The 14,900-nt window shown below is 70.7% G+C and carries 14 protein-coding genes; 1 reads left to right on the top strand and 13 read right to left on the bottom strand.

Annotation, left to right across the window (positions count from 1 at the left end; all coding sequences use genetic code 11):
* Positions 1-48: 48 nt before the first annotated feature.
* Together VGU03_RS15530 and VGU03_RS15525 are read right to left on the bottom strand one after the other, a co-directional pair.
* A complete protein-coding gene (locus VGU03_RS15530) occupies positions 49-1,161 on the bottom strand; it encodes an efflux RND transporter periplasmic adaptor subunit (protein WP_327482079.1) in 1,113 nt (370 codons plus the stop codon).
* A gap of 177 nt (positions 1,162-1,338) precedes the next feature.
* Positions 1,339-1,794 (bottom strand): MarR family transcriptional regulator, encoded by a 456-nt coding sequence (locus tag VGU03_RS15525; protein WP_327482077.1) that lies wholly within the window; start codon positions 1,792-1,794, stop codon positions 1,339-1,341.
* A 58-nt stretch (positions 1,795-1,852) separates the two neighbouring features.
* Between VGU03_RS15525 and VGU03_RS15520 the strand changes: the two genes are divergently transcribed.
* Positions 1,853-2,377, top strand: coding sequence for an O-acetyl-ADP-ribose deacetylase (locus VGU03_RS15520; RefSeq protein WP_327482075.1), 525 nt, complete (start codon positions 1,853-1,855; stop codon positions 2,375-2,377).
* Here the strand turns inward: VGU03_RS15520 and VGU03_RS15515 are convergent.
* The 11 genes from VGU03_RS15515 to VGU03_RS15465 all read right to left on the bottom strand — a co-directional run bounded on the left by VGU03_RS15515 (position 2,364) and on the right by VGU03_RS15465 (position 14,681).
* Positions 2,364-4,022: a BatD family protein gene (locus tag VGU03_RS15515; RefSeq protein WP_327482073.1), complete on the bottom strand. Its 1,659-nt coding sequence runs from the start codon at positions 4,020-4,022 to the stop codon at positions 2,364-2,366. The genes VGU03_RS15520 and VGU03_RS15515 overlap by 14 nt on opposite strands.
* A complete protein-coding gene (locus VGU03_RS15510) occupies positions 4,019-5,920 on the bottom strand; it encodes a VWA domain-containing protein (RefSeq protein WP_327482071.1) in 1,902 nt (633 codons plus the stop codon). Before VGU03_RS15510 ends, VGU03_RS15515 begins: the two co-directional genes overlap by 4 nt.
* Complete coding sequence (locus tag VGU03_RS15505) at positions 5,917-6,906, bottom strand: VWA domain-containing protein (protein WP_327482136.1); 990 nt, start codon at positions 6,904-6,906, stop codon at positions 5,917-5,919. The genes VGU03_RS15510 and VGU03_RS15505 overlap by 4 nt, the downstream gene beginning before the upstream one ends.
* Position 6,907: 1 nt before the next feature.
* A complete protein-coding gene (locus VGU03_RS15500) occupies positions 6,908-7,393 on the bottom strand; it encodes a DUF4381 family protein (RefSeq protein WP_327482069.1) in 486 nt (161 codons plus the stop codon).
* Positions 7,390-8,310: a DUF58 domain-containing protein gene (locus VGU03_RS15495; protein WP_327482067.1), complete on the bottom strand. Its 921-nt coding sequence runs from the start codon at positions 8,308-8,310 to the stop codon at positions 7,390-7,392. Before VGU03_RS15495 ends, VGU03_RS15500 begins: the two co-directional genes overlap by 4 nt.
* Complete coding sequence (locus VGU03_RS15490; protein WP_327482065.1) at positions 8,310-9,305, bottom strand: MoxR family ATPase; 996 nt, start codon at positions 9,303-9,305, stop codon at positions 8,310-8,312. Before VGU03_RS15490 ends, VGU03_RS15495 begins: the two co-directional genes overlap by 1 nt.
* Positions 9,306-9,477: 172 nt before the next feature.
* Positions 9,478-11,697 (bottom strand): type IV pilus secretin PilQ, encoded by a 2,220-nt coding sequence (gene pilQ, locus VGU03_RS15485; protein WP_327482063.1) that lies wholly within the window; start codon positions 11,695-11,697, stop codon positions 9,478-9,480.
* A 77-nt stretch (positions 11,698-11,774) separates the two neighbouring features.
* Positions 11,775-12,317: a pilus assembly protein PilP gene (locus VGU03_RS15480; RefSeq protein ID WP_327482061.1), complete on the bottom strand. Its 543-nt coding sequence runs from the start codon at positions 12,315-12,317 to the stop codon at positions 11,775-11,777.
* Positions 12,314-12,976 (bottom strand): type 4a pilus biogenesis protein PilO, encoded by a 663-nt coding sequence (locus VGU03_RS15475; RefSeq protein ID WP_327482059.1) that lies wholly within the window; start codon positions 12,974-12,976, stop codon positions 12,314-12,316. Before VGU03_RS15475 ends, VGU03_RS15480 begins: the two co-directional genes overlap by 4 nt.
* A complete protein-coding gene (locus VGU03_RS15470; protein WP_327482057.1) occupies positions 12,973-13,623 on the bottom strand; it encodes a PilN domain-containing protein in 651 nt (216 codons plus the stop codon). Before VGU03_RS15470 ends, VGU03_RS15475 begins: the two co-directional genes overlap by 4 nt.
* Complete coding sequence (locus tag VGU03_RS15465; RefSeq protein ID WP_327482055.1) at positions 13,623-14,681, bottom strand: pilus assembly protein PilM; 1,059 nt, start codon at positions 14,679-14,681, stop codon at positions 13,623-13,625. Before VGU03_RS15465 ends, VGU03_RS15470 begins: the two co-directional genes overlap by 1 nt.
* Positions 14,682-14,900 lie beyond the last annotated feature (219 nt).

The raw sequence follows: 14,900 nt of genomic DNA, 5'->3' as shown, positions 1-14,900 counted from the left end.
GGCTGGCTCTGCCCATCCTCGATGAAAAGGCGGGAGGTGGCGGAGCGGTCAGCCCGCGGCACGGATCTTGGTCCCATCGACCAGCAGCATCTGGCCTTCGGTCACGACGCGCTCGCCGGCGGCCAGGCCCTTGGCGATCACCTGCCGGCCGCCGGCCACCGGCCCGGGCGTCACGTAGCGCTGCTCCACCTTGTCGTCGGCGCCGACCACGAACACGAAGCTGCCGCGCGAGGAACTCTGCAACGCCACCACCGGCACCGTGACGGCGTCGGCGATGCGCGTGGTCGGCAGGCTCACCTGCACGAACTGGCCCGGGGTCAGGCGCAGGTCCGGATTGTCGAAGCGCGCCTTGAGCAGGATGGTGCCGGTGGTGTTGTCCACCGCGTTGTCGACGAACTCCAGCGTGCCGGCCATGCTGGCGCCGCGGGCGCCGGGCACGGTCGCCCGCACCGTCACCGGGCCGCGCGCGAGCGCCTCGCGTATCGCGGCGAGGCTGGCCTCGGGCAGGTTGAACGCCACGCGGATCGGCTGCACCTGGTTGAGCACCACGATGTCGGTGGACTGCGCGCTTACCTGTGCGCCCGGCCACACCAGCGGCGCGCCGGCGATGCCATCGAAGGGCGCCACGATGCGCGTGTACCGAAGATTGGTCTGCGCCAGCTCCTGCGCGGCGCGGTCACTCTGCAGGGCGGCCTCGGCGACGGCGAGATTGGCCTGATAGGTGTCGAAGTCGGCCTTGGAAACGTAGCCCTTGGCCAGCATGTCGGCATAGCGCTGGCGATCGGCCTGCGCCTTCTTGAGCTGGGCCAGGTCGCGCGCCACCGTGCCGCGTGTCTGGTCCAGCTGCGCCCTGAGCAGGCGCGTGTCCAGCTGCGCCAGCAGTTGGCCCTTCTTCACCCGGCTGCCCGGCGCGAAGGCGAGCGATTCGAGCTGGCCGGAAACCTGCGCGCGCAGGCTCACGGTCGACCACGCCTCGCCGCGGCCGACCAGCTGCAACGACAGGTCCAGCGCGCCCTGCTGCGCCACCGCCGTCTGCACGGGCACGGGCGCCGGAGCGCCCTTGGCTGGCGCCGAGGCCGCCGGGCGGTGCCAGGCGTAGCGCGCGCCCAGGGCGACGAGCACAAGTACGGCAAGGACGAAGAGGATTTTTTTCGGGGACATGCCAACGTCGATTGGGGAGATGCAGGCCGCGCCGCCAGCGCGGGGCGTTCGCCTGCCATGATGCGGGCCTGCCATAACGCGGCAGGCGTCACCGGGTTTACCTGTCATGGCATTTGAACCGAAGGCGGCCGCCCTCGGCCCCTGCCATAGGGCATGGCTGCCCCGACCCGGACGGTTTCAGTCCTGGCCGGCTTCGCCCTGGTCCAGCGCCTGCAGGTTGTCCTTGATACGACCGATCACCGCCAGCGCCTGGGTCAGTTCCTCGGCGCTGATCCCGGCGGTGGCGTCCTTGCGCAGGCCGCGGCCGATCTCCTGCATGTCGTCGATCACCGCGCGCGCACGCGGCGTCAGGTGCAATCGCCAGGCGCGACGGTCTTTCGGGTCCGGCCGGCGTTCGACGAAGCCGGCCGCCTGCAGCCGATCGATCACGCGGCCTACCGCGATCGGTTCCATCTCCAGGAATTCGGCCAGTTCGGTCTGCCGCAGATCCTCCTCGCGGTGATGCAGCATCTTGATCGCCCGCCATTGCGCGCGGGTCAGGCCGAAGCGCACGGCGCGGCGATCGAAATGCTTGCGGAACAGCAGGGTCACGTCGCTGAGCAGGTAACCGAACGGAATGTCTTCAGGTTTCATGTGATCTCCCGTCCCTACGCCCAAGGATAAAGCGCCGCCCGCGCGAAACATACGTCCCATGTCGATCAGCCTGCTCACCGCCGACCTCACTCATCTTGCCGTCGACGCCATCGTCAACGCCGCCAACCGCAGCCTGCTCGGCGGCGGCGGGGTCGACGGCGCGATCCATCGCGCCGCCGGCCCGCGGCTGCTCGAGGCCTGCCGCGCGCTGCCGGAAGTCGCGCCCGGCGTGCGCTGCCCCACCGGCGAGGCGCGCATCACGCCGGGCTTCGACCTGCCCGCCGCCCATGTCATCCACACGGTGGGACCGGTGTGGCAGGGCGGCGAGCACGCCGAACCGCAACTGCTGGCCGCCTGCTACCGCCGCTCACTGCGGTTGGCGCGCGCGCACGGGCTGCGTTCGATCGCGTTCCCGGCGATCAGTTGCGGCGCCTACGGCTATCCGCCGGAGCTGGCGGCCGAGGTCGCCCGCACCAGCCTGCGCAACACGCTTTCCGAGGCGATGCCGGCGCTGGACGTGCGCCTGTGCTTCCTCAACGCGGCGATGACCGCACTGTGGCAGCGCGTCTTCAACGCAGCTTGAACGGGTAGAGCGGCGGCAGCGGCGGTTCCTCGCCGGGCGGCCCGTCGCGCCACTGGAAGCCCCGGGCGAAGGCCGCCGCCAGGTCGGGCGAAGCCGTGTCCCCAGCGGTGGCGAAGCGACGCCGCTGCAGATGGTCGATGGCCTCACGCTGGTCCGCCGAGGCGAGCGCGTCGGCCAGCGCCCCCAGGTTCGCCAGGCCCGGCCGTTCCGCACGCGCCCAGGCGAGCAATGCATGCGACTGCGTAGCCGTGTCGTCGCCGCGCGCGGCCGCGAGGAAGGCCGCGCGCAGGGCACGATGGGAAGGGATGCGCGTCGCCGGATCGACGCGGGCACGGCGGCGCCAGGCCCACCACGCGGCGAGCGCACCGGCCACCAGCACCAGCGCCACCACCACGAACACGGCCACCCGCCAGGGCGGCGGTTGCGCGCCCGACGCCGGCGCCTTCGAGGGCGCGCGCGTCGAAGCCGCCGGAGCGGGGGCCGCCGGCGTGGATCCACCCGCCGCGGCAGGCAGCACCGTCAGCACGTGCGCAGGAATGCGCGCTTCTTCTGCCTGGCCGGTCTCGACGTTCCACCACTTGAGCGTGATGGCCGGAAGGGTGAGCGTGCCCGCGCGGCCAGGCACCACGGCGAAGGTCTGCTGGCGGCGGCCGATCAACCAGTGGCCGTCGTTGCGCGTGCCGGTCACCGGCTTGTCGGGATAGACCGTGGCGCCGTCCAGGTCCGGCAGGCTCAGCGCCGGCAACGCCTCGTACGGCAGGCCGGTGGCCTGCAGCGTCATCGCCAGGTCCAGTGGCTGGCCTACCCGCACCTTGCCGTCCGCCGGGAGTCCGTCGAGGGTGAGGCTGAGCGCGCGCGCCGGCAGCCAGGCGCTGCTGCCCCAATGTGGCGGCACCGGGTCCACCTGGATCGTCACCGGCGGCGAGGCCGCGCTGGTGGGCGTGCCCATGGCGAAGAAGCTGTCGGGGTCGGCCGGGTCGATCAGCTCGCCCTGGAACGTCACCGCCGGCAACTGGATGGCTCCCGCCTGTTGGGGGATCAGCGCATAGCGCCGCTCGATCACGTGGTAGGCGCGGCCGCCGCGCACCACGTCGTAATCCAGGTCGTCGCCCAGCCGCCGCGCATCGACGCCGGGCAACTGCGGCTCGCTCAGCGAACCGTTGCTCAGCGTGCCGGCCAGGTACAGGCGCACCGTGAACAGCAACTGCTGCCCCACGCGCACGTGGCCCGGCTCGGCGCTGGCCTCCAGGAAGACCGGCTTGCCGCTGTTCGCCGCCACCGCGGGGTCGGGCGCGGTGACGGTGAGCGTGAGCGCCTGCGTGCGCCCTCCGCCGAAGTCCAGCGGCGGGATCGCCAGCTGTCCGACGTGGCGGGGCCGCAGCGCGATGCCCAGGGTGAACTGGGCGCTGCGCTGGCCGTTGACGATGCTCACGCTGGTATTGCTCGAGCTGCCCAGCACCTCGAAGTCGGCCGCCAGGGCGGACAGGTCCGGTGCCTGCGCCAGGCCGCCGCCCTCGACCCGCAGGTTGAGCGTGACGGTTTCGCCCAGCTGCACCCGGGTCCGATCCAGCGAGGCCTGCACGCTTGCGGCATGCGCCAGCACCGGCAGCAGCAGGAACAGCAGCAGTACGACGCAACGCCTCACGGCAGGTCGTCCTCGGTGGCGGCGGCGCCGTGGCGCTGGCGGTACTCCAGCTCGAACTTGCGCCGCAGCAGCGCGCCCGGATCGTCCGGCACGCGCTGCAGCGCCTGGCGCAGTTCGGCGGGCAGGCGCGCCTGCGGGTCGTCCTGGTCCAGCGCGCCCAGCTGATGCTCGCCGCCCTGCTTCCTGGCCGCCGCACCCAGCGCCTGGTCCATCTGCTGCTTGAGCGCCTGGCCGGCGCGTGCGGTGCGCGCCTGCTGCTCGGCCTGCTGCTGCGGCGTCAACGGACGGCTGGCGCCCGGCTCCTGCGCGCGCGAGCCGTCGCGCCCGGCCTGGTCCTCGTTGCCCTGCGCATTCGGCGGCTGCTGGCCTTGTCCCTGCTTGCCCTGGCTGTCCTGCCGGCCATCCTGCTGCTCGCCCTGGCGGTTGCCCTGGCTGTCCTTCTTGGACTGCTCGTCGCCCTGCCCCTGCGGGGATTTCTTCGAGGACTGGCCGCTTCCCTGGCTCTGCGCGTCGGAGGACGCGTCCTGCTTGGGCGGCTGGTGACGCAGCCAGTCCTGCACCGCGTGGCGGTTGGCCTTGGCGTCCGCGTCGGCCGGGTCACGCGCGAGCGCACGGTCGTAGGCGGCGAGCGCGTCCTGATAGCGGCCGGCCTTGGCCAGCGCGTTGCCGAGGTTGTATTGCGCATCGGCGGTGTCGAGCGGCTGCAAGGCGTCGATCGCCGCGGCGTAGTCGCCTGCGCGGTAGGCGGCGGCGCCGCGCAGGGCCGGATCGCGCGCCAGCGTGCGGGCCTGTTTCGCGTGGCCTTCGCGCAATGCCTGCGCGGCCTGCTGGTCGCGGCGTTGCCACAGGTCCTGCCAGGTGCCGGCGTACGCACGGCCGGGCAGCGCCGGCAACAGCACCAGCGCCAGCACCATCAGCCAGCCGCGGCGGAAGGCGAGCGCCAGCAGCGGCAGCAGCGGCAACAGCAGCCAGGGGCCGCGATCCTCCCATTGCGCGCCGGCCTGGCCGCTGGCGATGTCCGCCTCGCCGGTGCGCAGTTGTGCGGCCAGGGCCTGGACGTCGGCGCGGTCTTCGCGCATGGGCACGTACTGGCCGCCGCCGGCCGCGGCGAGCGCCGCCAGGGCAGCATCGTCGCGCCCGGCCATCGCCAGTTCGCCGCGGCTGTCGCGCAGGAAGCCGCCGTCGGCCAGCGGTACCGGCGCCCCGCGTGGGGTGCCGACGCCGAGCACCGAGACGCGCACGCCGTCGGCACGCGCCTGGCGTGCCGCCTGCTGCGCCTGCGCGTCGGCCCGGTCGGTGACGAGCACGAGCGAGCCGCCGCCCACCTTGGCGTCGCGGATCAGCGCCGCGCCGCGTGCTATCGCCGCGGCGGCGTTGTCGCCTTCCACCGGCATGGTGTCGGGCGCGAGCGCATCGAGCAGATCGTTGAGGCTGCCGGCGTCGGAGGTGAGCGGCGCCACCACGAAGGCTTCGCCCGCGTAGGCGACCAGCCCGTTGAGCCCGCCGTGGTTGGCGGCAAACAGGTCGCGCGCCTTGTAGCGCGCCCGGTCGAGCCGGCTTGGCGCGACATCGCGCGCGAGCATGCGCTGGGACAAGGAGATGGCCACCACCTGCGCCGCGCGATCGGCATACAGCGGTTGCGGCACGCGGCTCCACGCCGGCCCGGCCAGCGCCAGCACGGCCAGCAGCCAGCCGATGCCGAGCAGCCACGACGGTGCGCCGCGCCGCTGCGGCCGGCCCTGCAGCAGGTGCGGCAGCAGCTGCGCATCGACCAGCCGCTCCAACTGCGCCGGCGCGCCCTGGGCGCGGGCCGCCAGCCACGCGATCGCCGGCAACGCGAGCAGCAGCCACAGCCAGCCGGCGCGCAGGAAATGGAACTGGTGCAGCGCCTCGCTCATGCCATCTGCTCCCGCGCGCTGCGGACCTGGGCCAGCAGCAGGCCCGCCAGCAGCAGCATCGCCAGGCCCAGCGGCCAGCGGAACAGCTCGTGTCGCGGACGCAGTGCCGGGCCGTGCTGAGGCATCGGCTCCAGCGCCTCGATTGCCTGGTAGGCCTGGGCCAGCTCGCGCGTGTCGGTGGCGCGGAAGTAGCGTCCGCCGGTGTCGTTGGCGATCTTGGTCAGCATCGCCTCGTCCAGGTCGGCCGACGGATTGACCATGCGCATGCCGAAGAAGTCCGGCACGCGCATCTGCGTGGCGCCGATGCCGATGGTGTAGATGCGCACGCCGGCGGCCCTGGCCGCGGCGGCGGCCTGCTCCGGAGCGATGCTGCCTGCGTTGTTGACGCCGTCGGTGAGCAGCACCAGTACGCGCGCCTGCTGCGGCAGGCCGGCCAGGCGCTTGACCGCCACCGCGATCGCATCGCCGATCGCCGTTTCGGTGCCGGCCAGGCCGACCGCGGCGCCCTTGAGCTGCGCGCGCACGGCGTCCAGGTCGTAGGTCAGCGGCGTGACCAGGAAGGCGCGGCTGCCGAACAGCACCAGGCCCAGCTCGTCGCCGGCACGGCGTGCGATGAAGTCGCTGGCGATCGCCTCGACCGCCTCGAAGCGGCTGACGCTCTGCCCGGCCAGTTGCATGTCGTCGGTACGCATGCTGCCGGAGAGGTCCACGGCCAGCAGCATCGCGCGGCCGCTGCGCTGCTGCGCCTCTGGCGGCCCCACCCATTGCGGCCGCGCCGCCGCGGCGAGCAGACACAGCCAGGCCAGCGCCAGCCACCAGCCTCGGGCGCCGCGGACGGGCCGCCGCTCGACCACGGCCAGCGCCACGTTTGGGTGCGGCAGGTGCAGGGCCTGGCCCGGGGGCAGCGGGCGCAGCCAGCGGCGCAGCAGCCAGGGCAGCGGCAACAGCAGGGCCACCCAGGGCCAGGCGAACTCGGGCCAGGACAGATCAGGCACGCCTTGCCCTCCGTCGCTCGCTGGCGAGCGCGGCGCGCAGCCAGTCGCGCACCGCAGCGAGCGCGGCATCGGTGTCGTACGGCAGTGGCCGGAACATCGCCTGCTCCAGCGCAAGCAGGCGGTGCAGCGTGTCCGCATCCACCGGCACGCGCGCCAGCGCTTCGCGCCAGGCCTCCCCGCGCAGCCGCGCGGCCGCCGGGTCGTGTTTCCTCGCCACGCGCCGCAGCAGCTGGTGCAGGCCGGCGGCCAGCACTTGCGTGTCGCCGCCATGGCGCGCGGCCAGCACGTCGACTTCCGCCAGCACGCGGTCGCGCTGCCGGCGTCGGCGGCGCGCACCCAGCCACAGCAGCGCGCCTGCCGCGATCGCCAGCAGCACCAACGCGGCAAGCAGCCACCAGCCCGGTGCGGGCGGCCACCACGGGGGCGCCGGCGGCAGGTGGATGTCGCGCAGGACGGGGCCGTCGGGCTGCACGGTCATCGCGGCCTCGCGCCCAGCAAGGCGGTGACCGCGCCCAGCGGATCGGCCGCGGTGTCGATGCTGCGCCAGGGCAGCCCCAGCGTACGCGCCAGCGCGACGAGGCGTGCCTGGCCGGCGCCGAGCGCCTGCTGGAACTCGCTGCGTTCGCGCGCGCCCTGCAGGTCGATCTCGCGGCGTCGGCCATCGTGTTCGAACGGATAGCGTCCCGGCGGCGCAGGCGCAAGCTCGAGCGCATCGGCCACCACCAGCACGGCGACGCGCGCGTGCTGCGCCACGTCGCGCAGGCGTGCTCGCGCCGCTTCGTCGCAGCTCCAGCCGTCGCTGATCAGCAACACGCGGTTGGCGCCGTGCAGGCGCCCGGCACGCGCGAGCGCCTCGGACAGCGGCTCGGTCGCCTCGCCCGCTTCGGCATCCCAGGCCGACAGGGCTCCGCACAGGACGACCGCGCCGTGCGCGCCTCCCTGCGGCTTGAGCAGGCGGCGGCTGCCTCCGAACGCCAGCGCACCGACCCGCTCGCCGGCGCGCGCCGCGTACCAGCCGGCCAGTGCGGCGGCGCGCGCCGCCTGCACCGACTTGAAGCGCACGCGGGTACCGAAGCGCATGCCGGCGTGGGTGTCCAGCAGGATCAGCAGACGTCCCTCGCGCTCCTCCTGGAACAGCTTGGTGTGCAGCTCGCCACTGCGGGCGGTCAGGCGCCAGTCGAGCCGGCGCACGTCGTCGCCGGGCTGGTAGACGCGCGATTCGGCGTAGTCCATGCCGCGGCCGTACAGGCGGCTGGATCGCTGGCCGGGCGGCAGCGCACGACTGTCCAGCGGCGCCGGGCGGACGCGCCCGATGCGCCCGCGCAGGGCGAGCAATTCGGCCAGCGAAACCGTCACACGGCCGTCGCCATCGGCTCGTACGGGCGACACCGGCATCACGGCAGCGGCACGAGGTCCAGCAGGCGGTCGATCACCTGGTCGCTGCGCACGCCCTCGGCCTCGGCCTCGTAGCTCAGCAGCACGCGATGGCGCAGCACCTCGTGCACGATGCCGTGCACGTCTTCGGGCAGTGCGTAGTCGCGCCCCGCCAGCCAGGCATGCGCGCGGGCGCAACGATCCAGCGCGATGGTGGCGCGCGGGCTGGCGCCCCAGGCGATCCAGCGCTCGAGTTCCGGCCCGTAGCGGCCGGCGTCACGCGTGGCGAGCACCAATTGCGCCAGGTACTCCTCCAGCGCCGGCGCCACGTGCACCGCCAGCGCCGCGTCGCGGGCGGCGAACACGTCGGCCTGGCTGAGCAGCGCATGCGGCGGCGCGGCCGGATGCAGGGCGCGGCGCGCCTGCTCCCGGGCGAGCTTGAGGATGGCCAGCTCCGAGGCGGCGTCCGGATAGCCGATGGTCACGTGCATCACGAAGCGGTCGAGCTGCGCCTCGGGCAACGCGAAGGTGCCTTCCTGCTCGATCGGGTTCTGCGTGGCCATCACCAGGAACAGGTCCGGCAGGCGCCAGGTGCTTCGGCCCACGGTGATCTGCCGCTCGGCCATCGCCTCCAGCAGCGCCGACTGCACCTTGGCCGGCGCGCGGTTGATCTCGTCGGCCAGCACGATGTTGTGGAACAGCGGACCGCGCTCGAATTCGAAGCTGCCCGCCTGCGGACGGAACACGTCGGTGCCGGTCAGATCGGCCGGCAGCAGGTCGGGGGTGAACTGCACGCGGTGGAAGTCCGCCTCGATGCGCGCGGCCAGCGCCTTCACCGCCGTGGTCTTGGCCAGGCCCGGCGCGCCTTCGACGAGCAGGTGGCCGTCGGCCAGCAGGGCGATCAGCAGGCATTCGATCAGGTGCGGCTGGCCGATCACGTCGCGCTGCAGTTCTTCACGCAGGTGCGCGAAGGCTTGCTGCAGGCGGTTCGGCGGAGCGGTATGCGGAGTATCCATCGGCGGTCCGTAAGGAGTAACGCGGTAATGACCGCGGCAACGGCCGGAAGTTTACGGGCGCGGGTGGAGGGCCCACGTGTGCCGGATTGCATGCGGCCGGAAAAAAATTCTGCGGGCCTGAAAACAGGAAGGGCGGCCGAGGCCGCCCTTCCCGTACTGCATCGCGATCGGCTTACTGCAAGGTCTCGCTCAGGATGCGTGGCGTGACGAAGATCAGCAACTCGGCCTTGCTGTTGCTGCGCGTCGTCGAGCGGAACAGCACGCCGAGCCCCGGAATGTCGCCCAGGCCCGGCACCTTGGAAGTGCTGTTGGCCTTGGTGATCTCGTAGATGCCGCCGAGCACGACGGTCTGGCCGTTGTCCACGAGCACCGAGGTGTTGATCTCGCGGGTGTCGATCTGCGGCACCTGGCCACTGCCCGGCGCGTCGATGAACTTGGCCAGCGCATCCTTCTTGACGTTGATCTTCAGGTACACACGGCTGTCCGCGGTGATCGTGGGCGTCACGCGCAGCTCCAGCACGGCGTCCTTGAACTGCACCGTGGCGGTGCCGCTGCCGGCGGCGCCGGTCGCGCTGTTCTGGTAGGTCACGTAGCCGATCTGCTGGCCCTGGCGGATCACCGCCTCCTGCTGGTTGGCCGTGATCACGCGCGGGCTGGAGATCACCTCGCCACGACCCTCGGTCTGGGCCGCGGAGAGCTCCAGGTCGACCAGGTAGTTGGCGCCCAGGATGGCGAGGCCGAAGCTGCCGCTGGGACCGCTGACCGGCAGGTTGACATTGAAGCCGCTATTGCCGGTCTGGTAGGTGATCGCGCCCGGCCGCGGCTGCGGGCCCTGCTGACCGCCGGCGACCCAGTCACGCAGGTCCTGCGCGTACTTGTTCTGCACGTTGCTGGTGTTGATGCCCAGGTCGGCCGCACCGTTGGCCCCGCCGTTCGGGCTGGTGCTGATGACGTGCCCGCCCGAAGTGGTGTGGGTCGCCTGCACGCCCCATTTGACGCCCAGTTCGCGGGTGAAATCATCGGTCGCCACCACGATGCGCGATTCGATCAGCACCTGCTGGACCGGGCGGTCGAGCACGCTGATCAGTTGGCGCAGCTCGCGGATCTTGTCGGGCGTTTCGTTGAGCAGCAGGGTGTTGGTGCGCTCGTCGAAGGACACACTGCCGCGCGGCGACAGGAAGCCGCGGGTACCACCGCCGGCACCGCCGCCGCCACCGCCGCTCTTGCTGCCGCTGGTGAGCAGCTGGGCGATGTCCGAAGCCTTGCCGTAGCTGATCGGGATGTAGTCGGTGACCAGTTGCGCGGTGTCCTCGGCCTTCAGGCGGGCCTCGGCCAGGTTCTGTTCGTAGGCGGCCAGTTCCTGCTGCGGCGCGATCCAGATGACGTTGCCGTCACGGCGCTTGTCCAGGCCCTTGGCGCGCAGGATCACGTCCAGCACCTGATCCCAGGGCACGTTGGACAGGCGCAGGGTGATGTTGCCCTGGACGCTGTCGGAGGCGACCAGGTTCTGCCCCGAGTACTCGGCCAGCAGCTGCAGCACCGAGCGCACGGGGATGTCCTGGAAGTTGAAGGTGACGCGATTGCCACTGTAGACCGGCGGCTCGCCCTTGGTCAGGGCGCCGTCGCCTGCGGCGGCGGCCTTCTTGGGCGCGACCTCGACCACGAACTGGTCGGCGGTCTGGTAGGAGGAGGTCTCCACGTTGCCCTTGAAGGTGATCTCCATGGTCGCCCCGCCGCCCATGCCTGCGCGGGTATTGATCGTCTGCACCGGCGTGGCGAAGTCCAGCACGTCCAGGCGCTGCGCCTGAGCTGCCGGCAGGGTGACGTGACTTAGCTTGACGACCAGCTTGTCGCCTTCGCGGCGCATGTCGGCATTGGCGCCGGCGCCGCTGAAGTTGACCAGTACGCGGCCTTCGCCCTTGGGACCGCGGCGGAAGTCGATGCCGGAGACCGTGGGGCCGCCCATGGCCGAAGGCAGCGCCTTGGTCGGATCGATGGTCGAGGCGGTGGTCGTGGTCTGCGCGTCGCTGCCGTTGTTGACCGTCAGCACCAGGTCGTTGCCGTCCACACGCGTGCGGTAGGAGGCCTCGCGCATCAGCTCGACCACGACGCGGGTGCGCCCGCCGGCGGAAACCGCCGAAACGCCCGAGGTCGAGCCCTTGCCGATGTCGACATGGCGCGGCGCGCTGTTGTCGGTGTCGGCAAAATCCACCGCGATGCGCGGTGGGTTGCCGGTGGTGAAGATACGCGGCTGCGGCGGACCGCCCGCGAAATTCAGGTGCAGTTCGACGGCGCCGCCAGGCAGCGTGTCGTAGCTGATCCCCTTGAGCGTGTTGGCGGCTGCCAGGGCGTCGCCAGCCCATGCGGCCGCGACGATCAGCAGGCACGTCATCAGGCATCGGCGTGCATGGCGCATGGCTCGGCCCCGGACAGGTTGGATGTGGTTGCTCATTGCGTCAGCCCCTGTGTTCATTTCTCGCCGAGCCCGATGCTGGCCGAACGTTCCATCCAGCCGCCATTGCCATTGGAAACCAGTTCGACCAGGTCGACGTGGTCTTCCGCGATGGCGGTGACCCGGCCGTAGTTCTGCCCCATGTATTCATTGCGATGGACGCGATGGATCACGCCACCGGGGTCCTTCACCAGCGCTTCCATGCCCGCACCGAGGCCGACCGTGCCGACCATCCTGAGGCTGTCCAGCGCGAACATTTCCAGTGGCTGCTTGGGCCGGCCCTCGTCCGGGCGCGGGCCGCTGGCGGACGCGGTGGGCTGCAGCTCGGCCGCGCTCGCGCTGAACGGATCGCGCTTGCCGTCGTCGGAGTACTGGAAGGTCTCGAACGTCTTGATGACCGGCAGCGGAGGAATCGGCGCGCCCTTCTTGCTCTTTTCCTGGTTCACCCAATCACGCAGATCCGACATGCCGCGGGTGCAGCCGGCCAGCACGAGCAAGGCGGCGAGCATCAACAGCAGCCGCGCCACGTGGGCGGGCCTGGTCACAGCGAACCTGCTCATTTGCGCCCCCTCGCCTTGGCGTCGGTCTTGCTCTCGGCGCTTTCCTCGTCTTCCAGGTAACGGTAGGTCTTGACCGTGCCCTGCAACACCAGCAACCCGCCCGGTGGCGGCTCGCCGTTGGCGCCGATCGGCGACTGTGTCGTCAACGAGACGTCATGCATGGTGAGGATCACCACCCGCGGCAGCGAAGCGACGCCGCTGATGAAATTGCCGAACTGGTGGTAGGTGCCGACCATCTTCAGGCTGATCGGCTTCTCCGCGTAGAACTCCTTGGGCTGCTCGCCGCCCGGGTCGAAGCTCTGGATCTCCAGCCCGGAGGACAGCGCCGTCTGTGAGATGTCCACCAGCAGTTCGGGCATCTCGGTCTTGCTCGGCAGCTGGCGCAGCAGCTGGCGCAGCATGTCCTGCATCTCGTCCAGTTGCTGCTGCAGTGCCTCCAGGTTGACCGACTTGGCCTGCTTCTGGGAGAACTCCTGCTTGAGCGATTCCTCTTTCGAGGCCAGTTGCTGGAGCGAATCCTGCTGGTCGCTGACGTGCAGGTACCAGCCCAGGCCCATCACCGCCAGGAACACCAGGGCGGTGAAGAAGATCTTGATCGATTTGGACCAGCCACCGATGTTGTTGCGGTCGAGATTGCGCAGTTCGTCGAAGAACTTCATTTGCGCGCCCCCCCGCTGACGGCCGCGTGTGCGGCAGTGGATGCCGGCGCCGCGGGTGCCGGATTGCCCTGCAGCAGCACGGGCGTCTTGCCAGCCTCTTCGGTGCTGGGTTCGCTGAGCTTCACGTTGAGCCCGAAGGTGTAGGGCATGCGCCCGGTGCGGTAGGTGATCTGGGTCTTCTCCAGATCGGCGCCGCCCATCCAGGGCGAAGCGTCGAGGCTGCGCATGTACTCGGCCACGCTGGCGTTGGACTGGGCCACGCCATGGAGCACCATGGAGCCGCCGTTCTGGTTCATGCTGGTCAGGCGCACGCTGGAGGGGATCGTCTTCACCAGTTCGTCGAACAGATGGACCATCTGCGAGCGGTTGGCCTGCAACTGCTCGATGATCTGCTTGCGGGCGAGCAGGCGCTGGCGGACCTTCTCGAGGTCCTTGATCTTGGCGATGCGCTCGTCCAGCTGTTTGATCTCGCCCTGCAGGTAGGCGTTGCGCTCGTTCTGGTTGTCGATGCGCAGGCTCATCCAGAACGACCACAGGAATAGCACCAACAGCGCCGCCACGAAGGCGGCGCCCAGCTGCATGAAGAATTCCCGTTCGCGCTGCTTGCGCCGTTCGGCGCGCCAGGGAAGGAGGTTGATGTGTGCCATCAGTCGAAACTCCTGAGCGCCAGGCCGACGGCGATCATCAGCGCCGGGGCGTCCTGCGCCAGCGACTGCGCCTGCACCTTGGGCGCCAGCGACATGCGCGCCAGCGGGTTGGCCACCATGCACGGCACGCCGAGCTGCTCCTCCAGCATCGGGCAGAGTCCTTCGATCGAGGCGCAGCCGCCGGCCAGCACCACCTGGTCGACCTTGCTGTACTCGCTGCCGGCGAAGAAGAACTGCAGCAGGCGGCTGATCTGCTGGATCAGCGCCTCCTTGAACGGTTCCAGCGCCTCCGCCTCGTACGACTCGGGCAGGCCGCCCTTGCGCTTGGCGCGTCCGGCCTCCTCGTAGGAGAGGCCGTAGCGGCGCATGATCTCGTCGGTCAGCTGCTTGCCGCCGAACACCTGCTCGCGCGAGTAGATCGTGCGCTGATGGCGCAGCACCGACAGCGTGGTCATGGTGGCGCCGATGTCGACCACGGCGACCAGCGCATCGCGGCCGACGTTGAGCTGGTCGACCAGCATGGCGAAGGCGTTCTCCATCGCGAACGCCTCCACGTCGACCACCCGCGCGGTCAGGCCGCCCAGGTCCAGCGCGGCCACGCGCATATCCACGTTCTCGGTTCGCGAGGCGGCCAGCAGCACGTTGTTCATGTCCGGGTTGTCCCGGACCGGGCCCAGCACCTCGAAGTCGAGGCTGACTTCGTCGATCGGGTAGGGGATGTACTGGTTGGCCTCGACCTGGATCTGCCCTTCGAGGTCTTCCTCGGACAGATCGGCCGACATGGGCACGATGCGGGTGATCACGGCCGATCCGGCGACGGCGGCGGACGCGTGCTTGAGCTTGGAGCCCGAACGCGCGAGCGCACGACGGATCGCCTCGCCCACCGCCTCGACCTCGACGATGTTCTTCTCGACCACGGCGTTGGGGGGCAGCGGCTCGACAGCGTAGTGTTCCACGCGGTATCGGCCACCGGCCTGGCTCAGCTGCAGCAGCTTGACCGCGGTCGAACTGATGTCGACGCCGATCAGCGGCGGCTTCTTGGGTGTAAAGAGACCCACTTTTTTCCCCCTTGCCCCTGGCGCCCAGGCCGGAAACCGGCGGATGCGCGCAGGCATTAAAGCCAAAAATTAACGCAATCGCAACGGCCTACGCGAACTTTCTCAACAAAATGGCGTGATGGCCTGCACATTTGATTGACGCCGGGGAGCGGCGGCGGATTTCGCGACCCAGCCTAAGGATCGCCGGGCGGTCGATACTGCAGCATCTATACTCAATCG

It is taken from the genome of Frateuria sp., assembly GCF_035944355.1.
In the GTDB taxonomy this organism is placed as follows: domain Bacteria; phylum Pseudomonadota; class Gammaproteobacteria; order Xanthomonadales; family Rhodanobacteraceae; genus Frateuria_A.
Note: the sequence above shows the minus strand (reverse complement) of the source record. Positions and strands in the feature narration are given on the sequence as shown.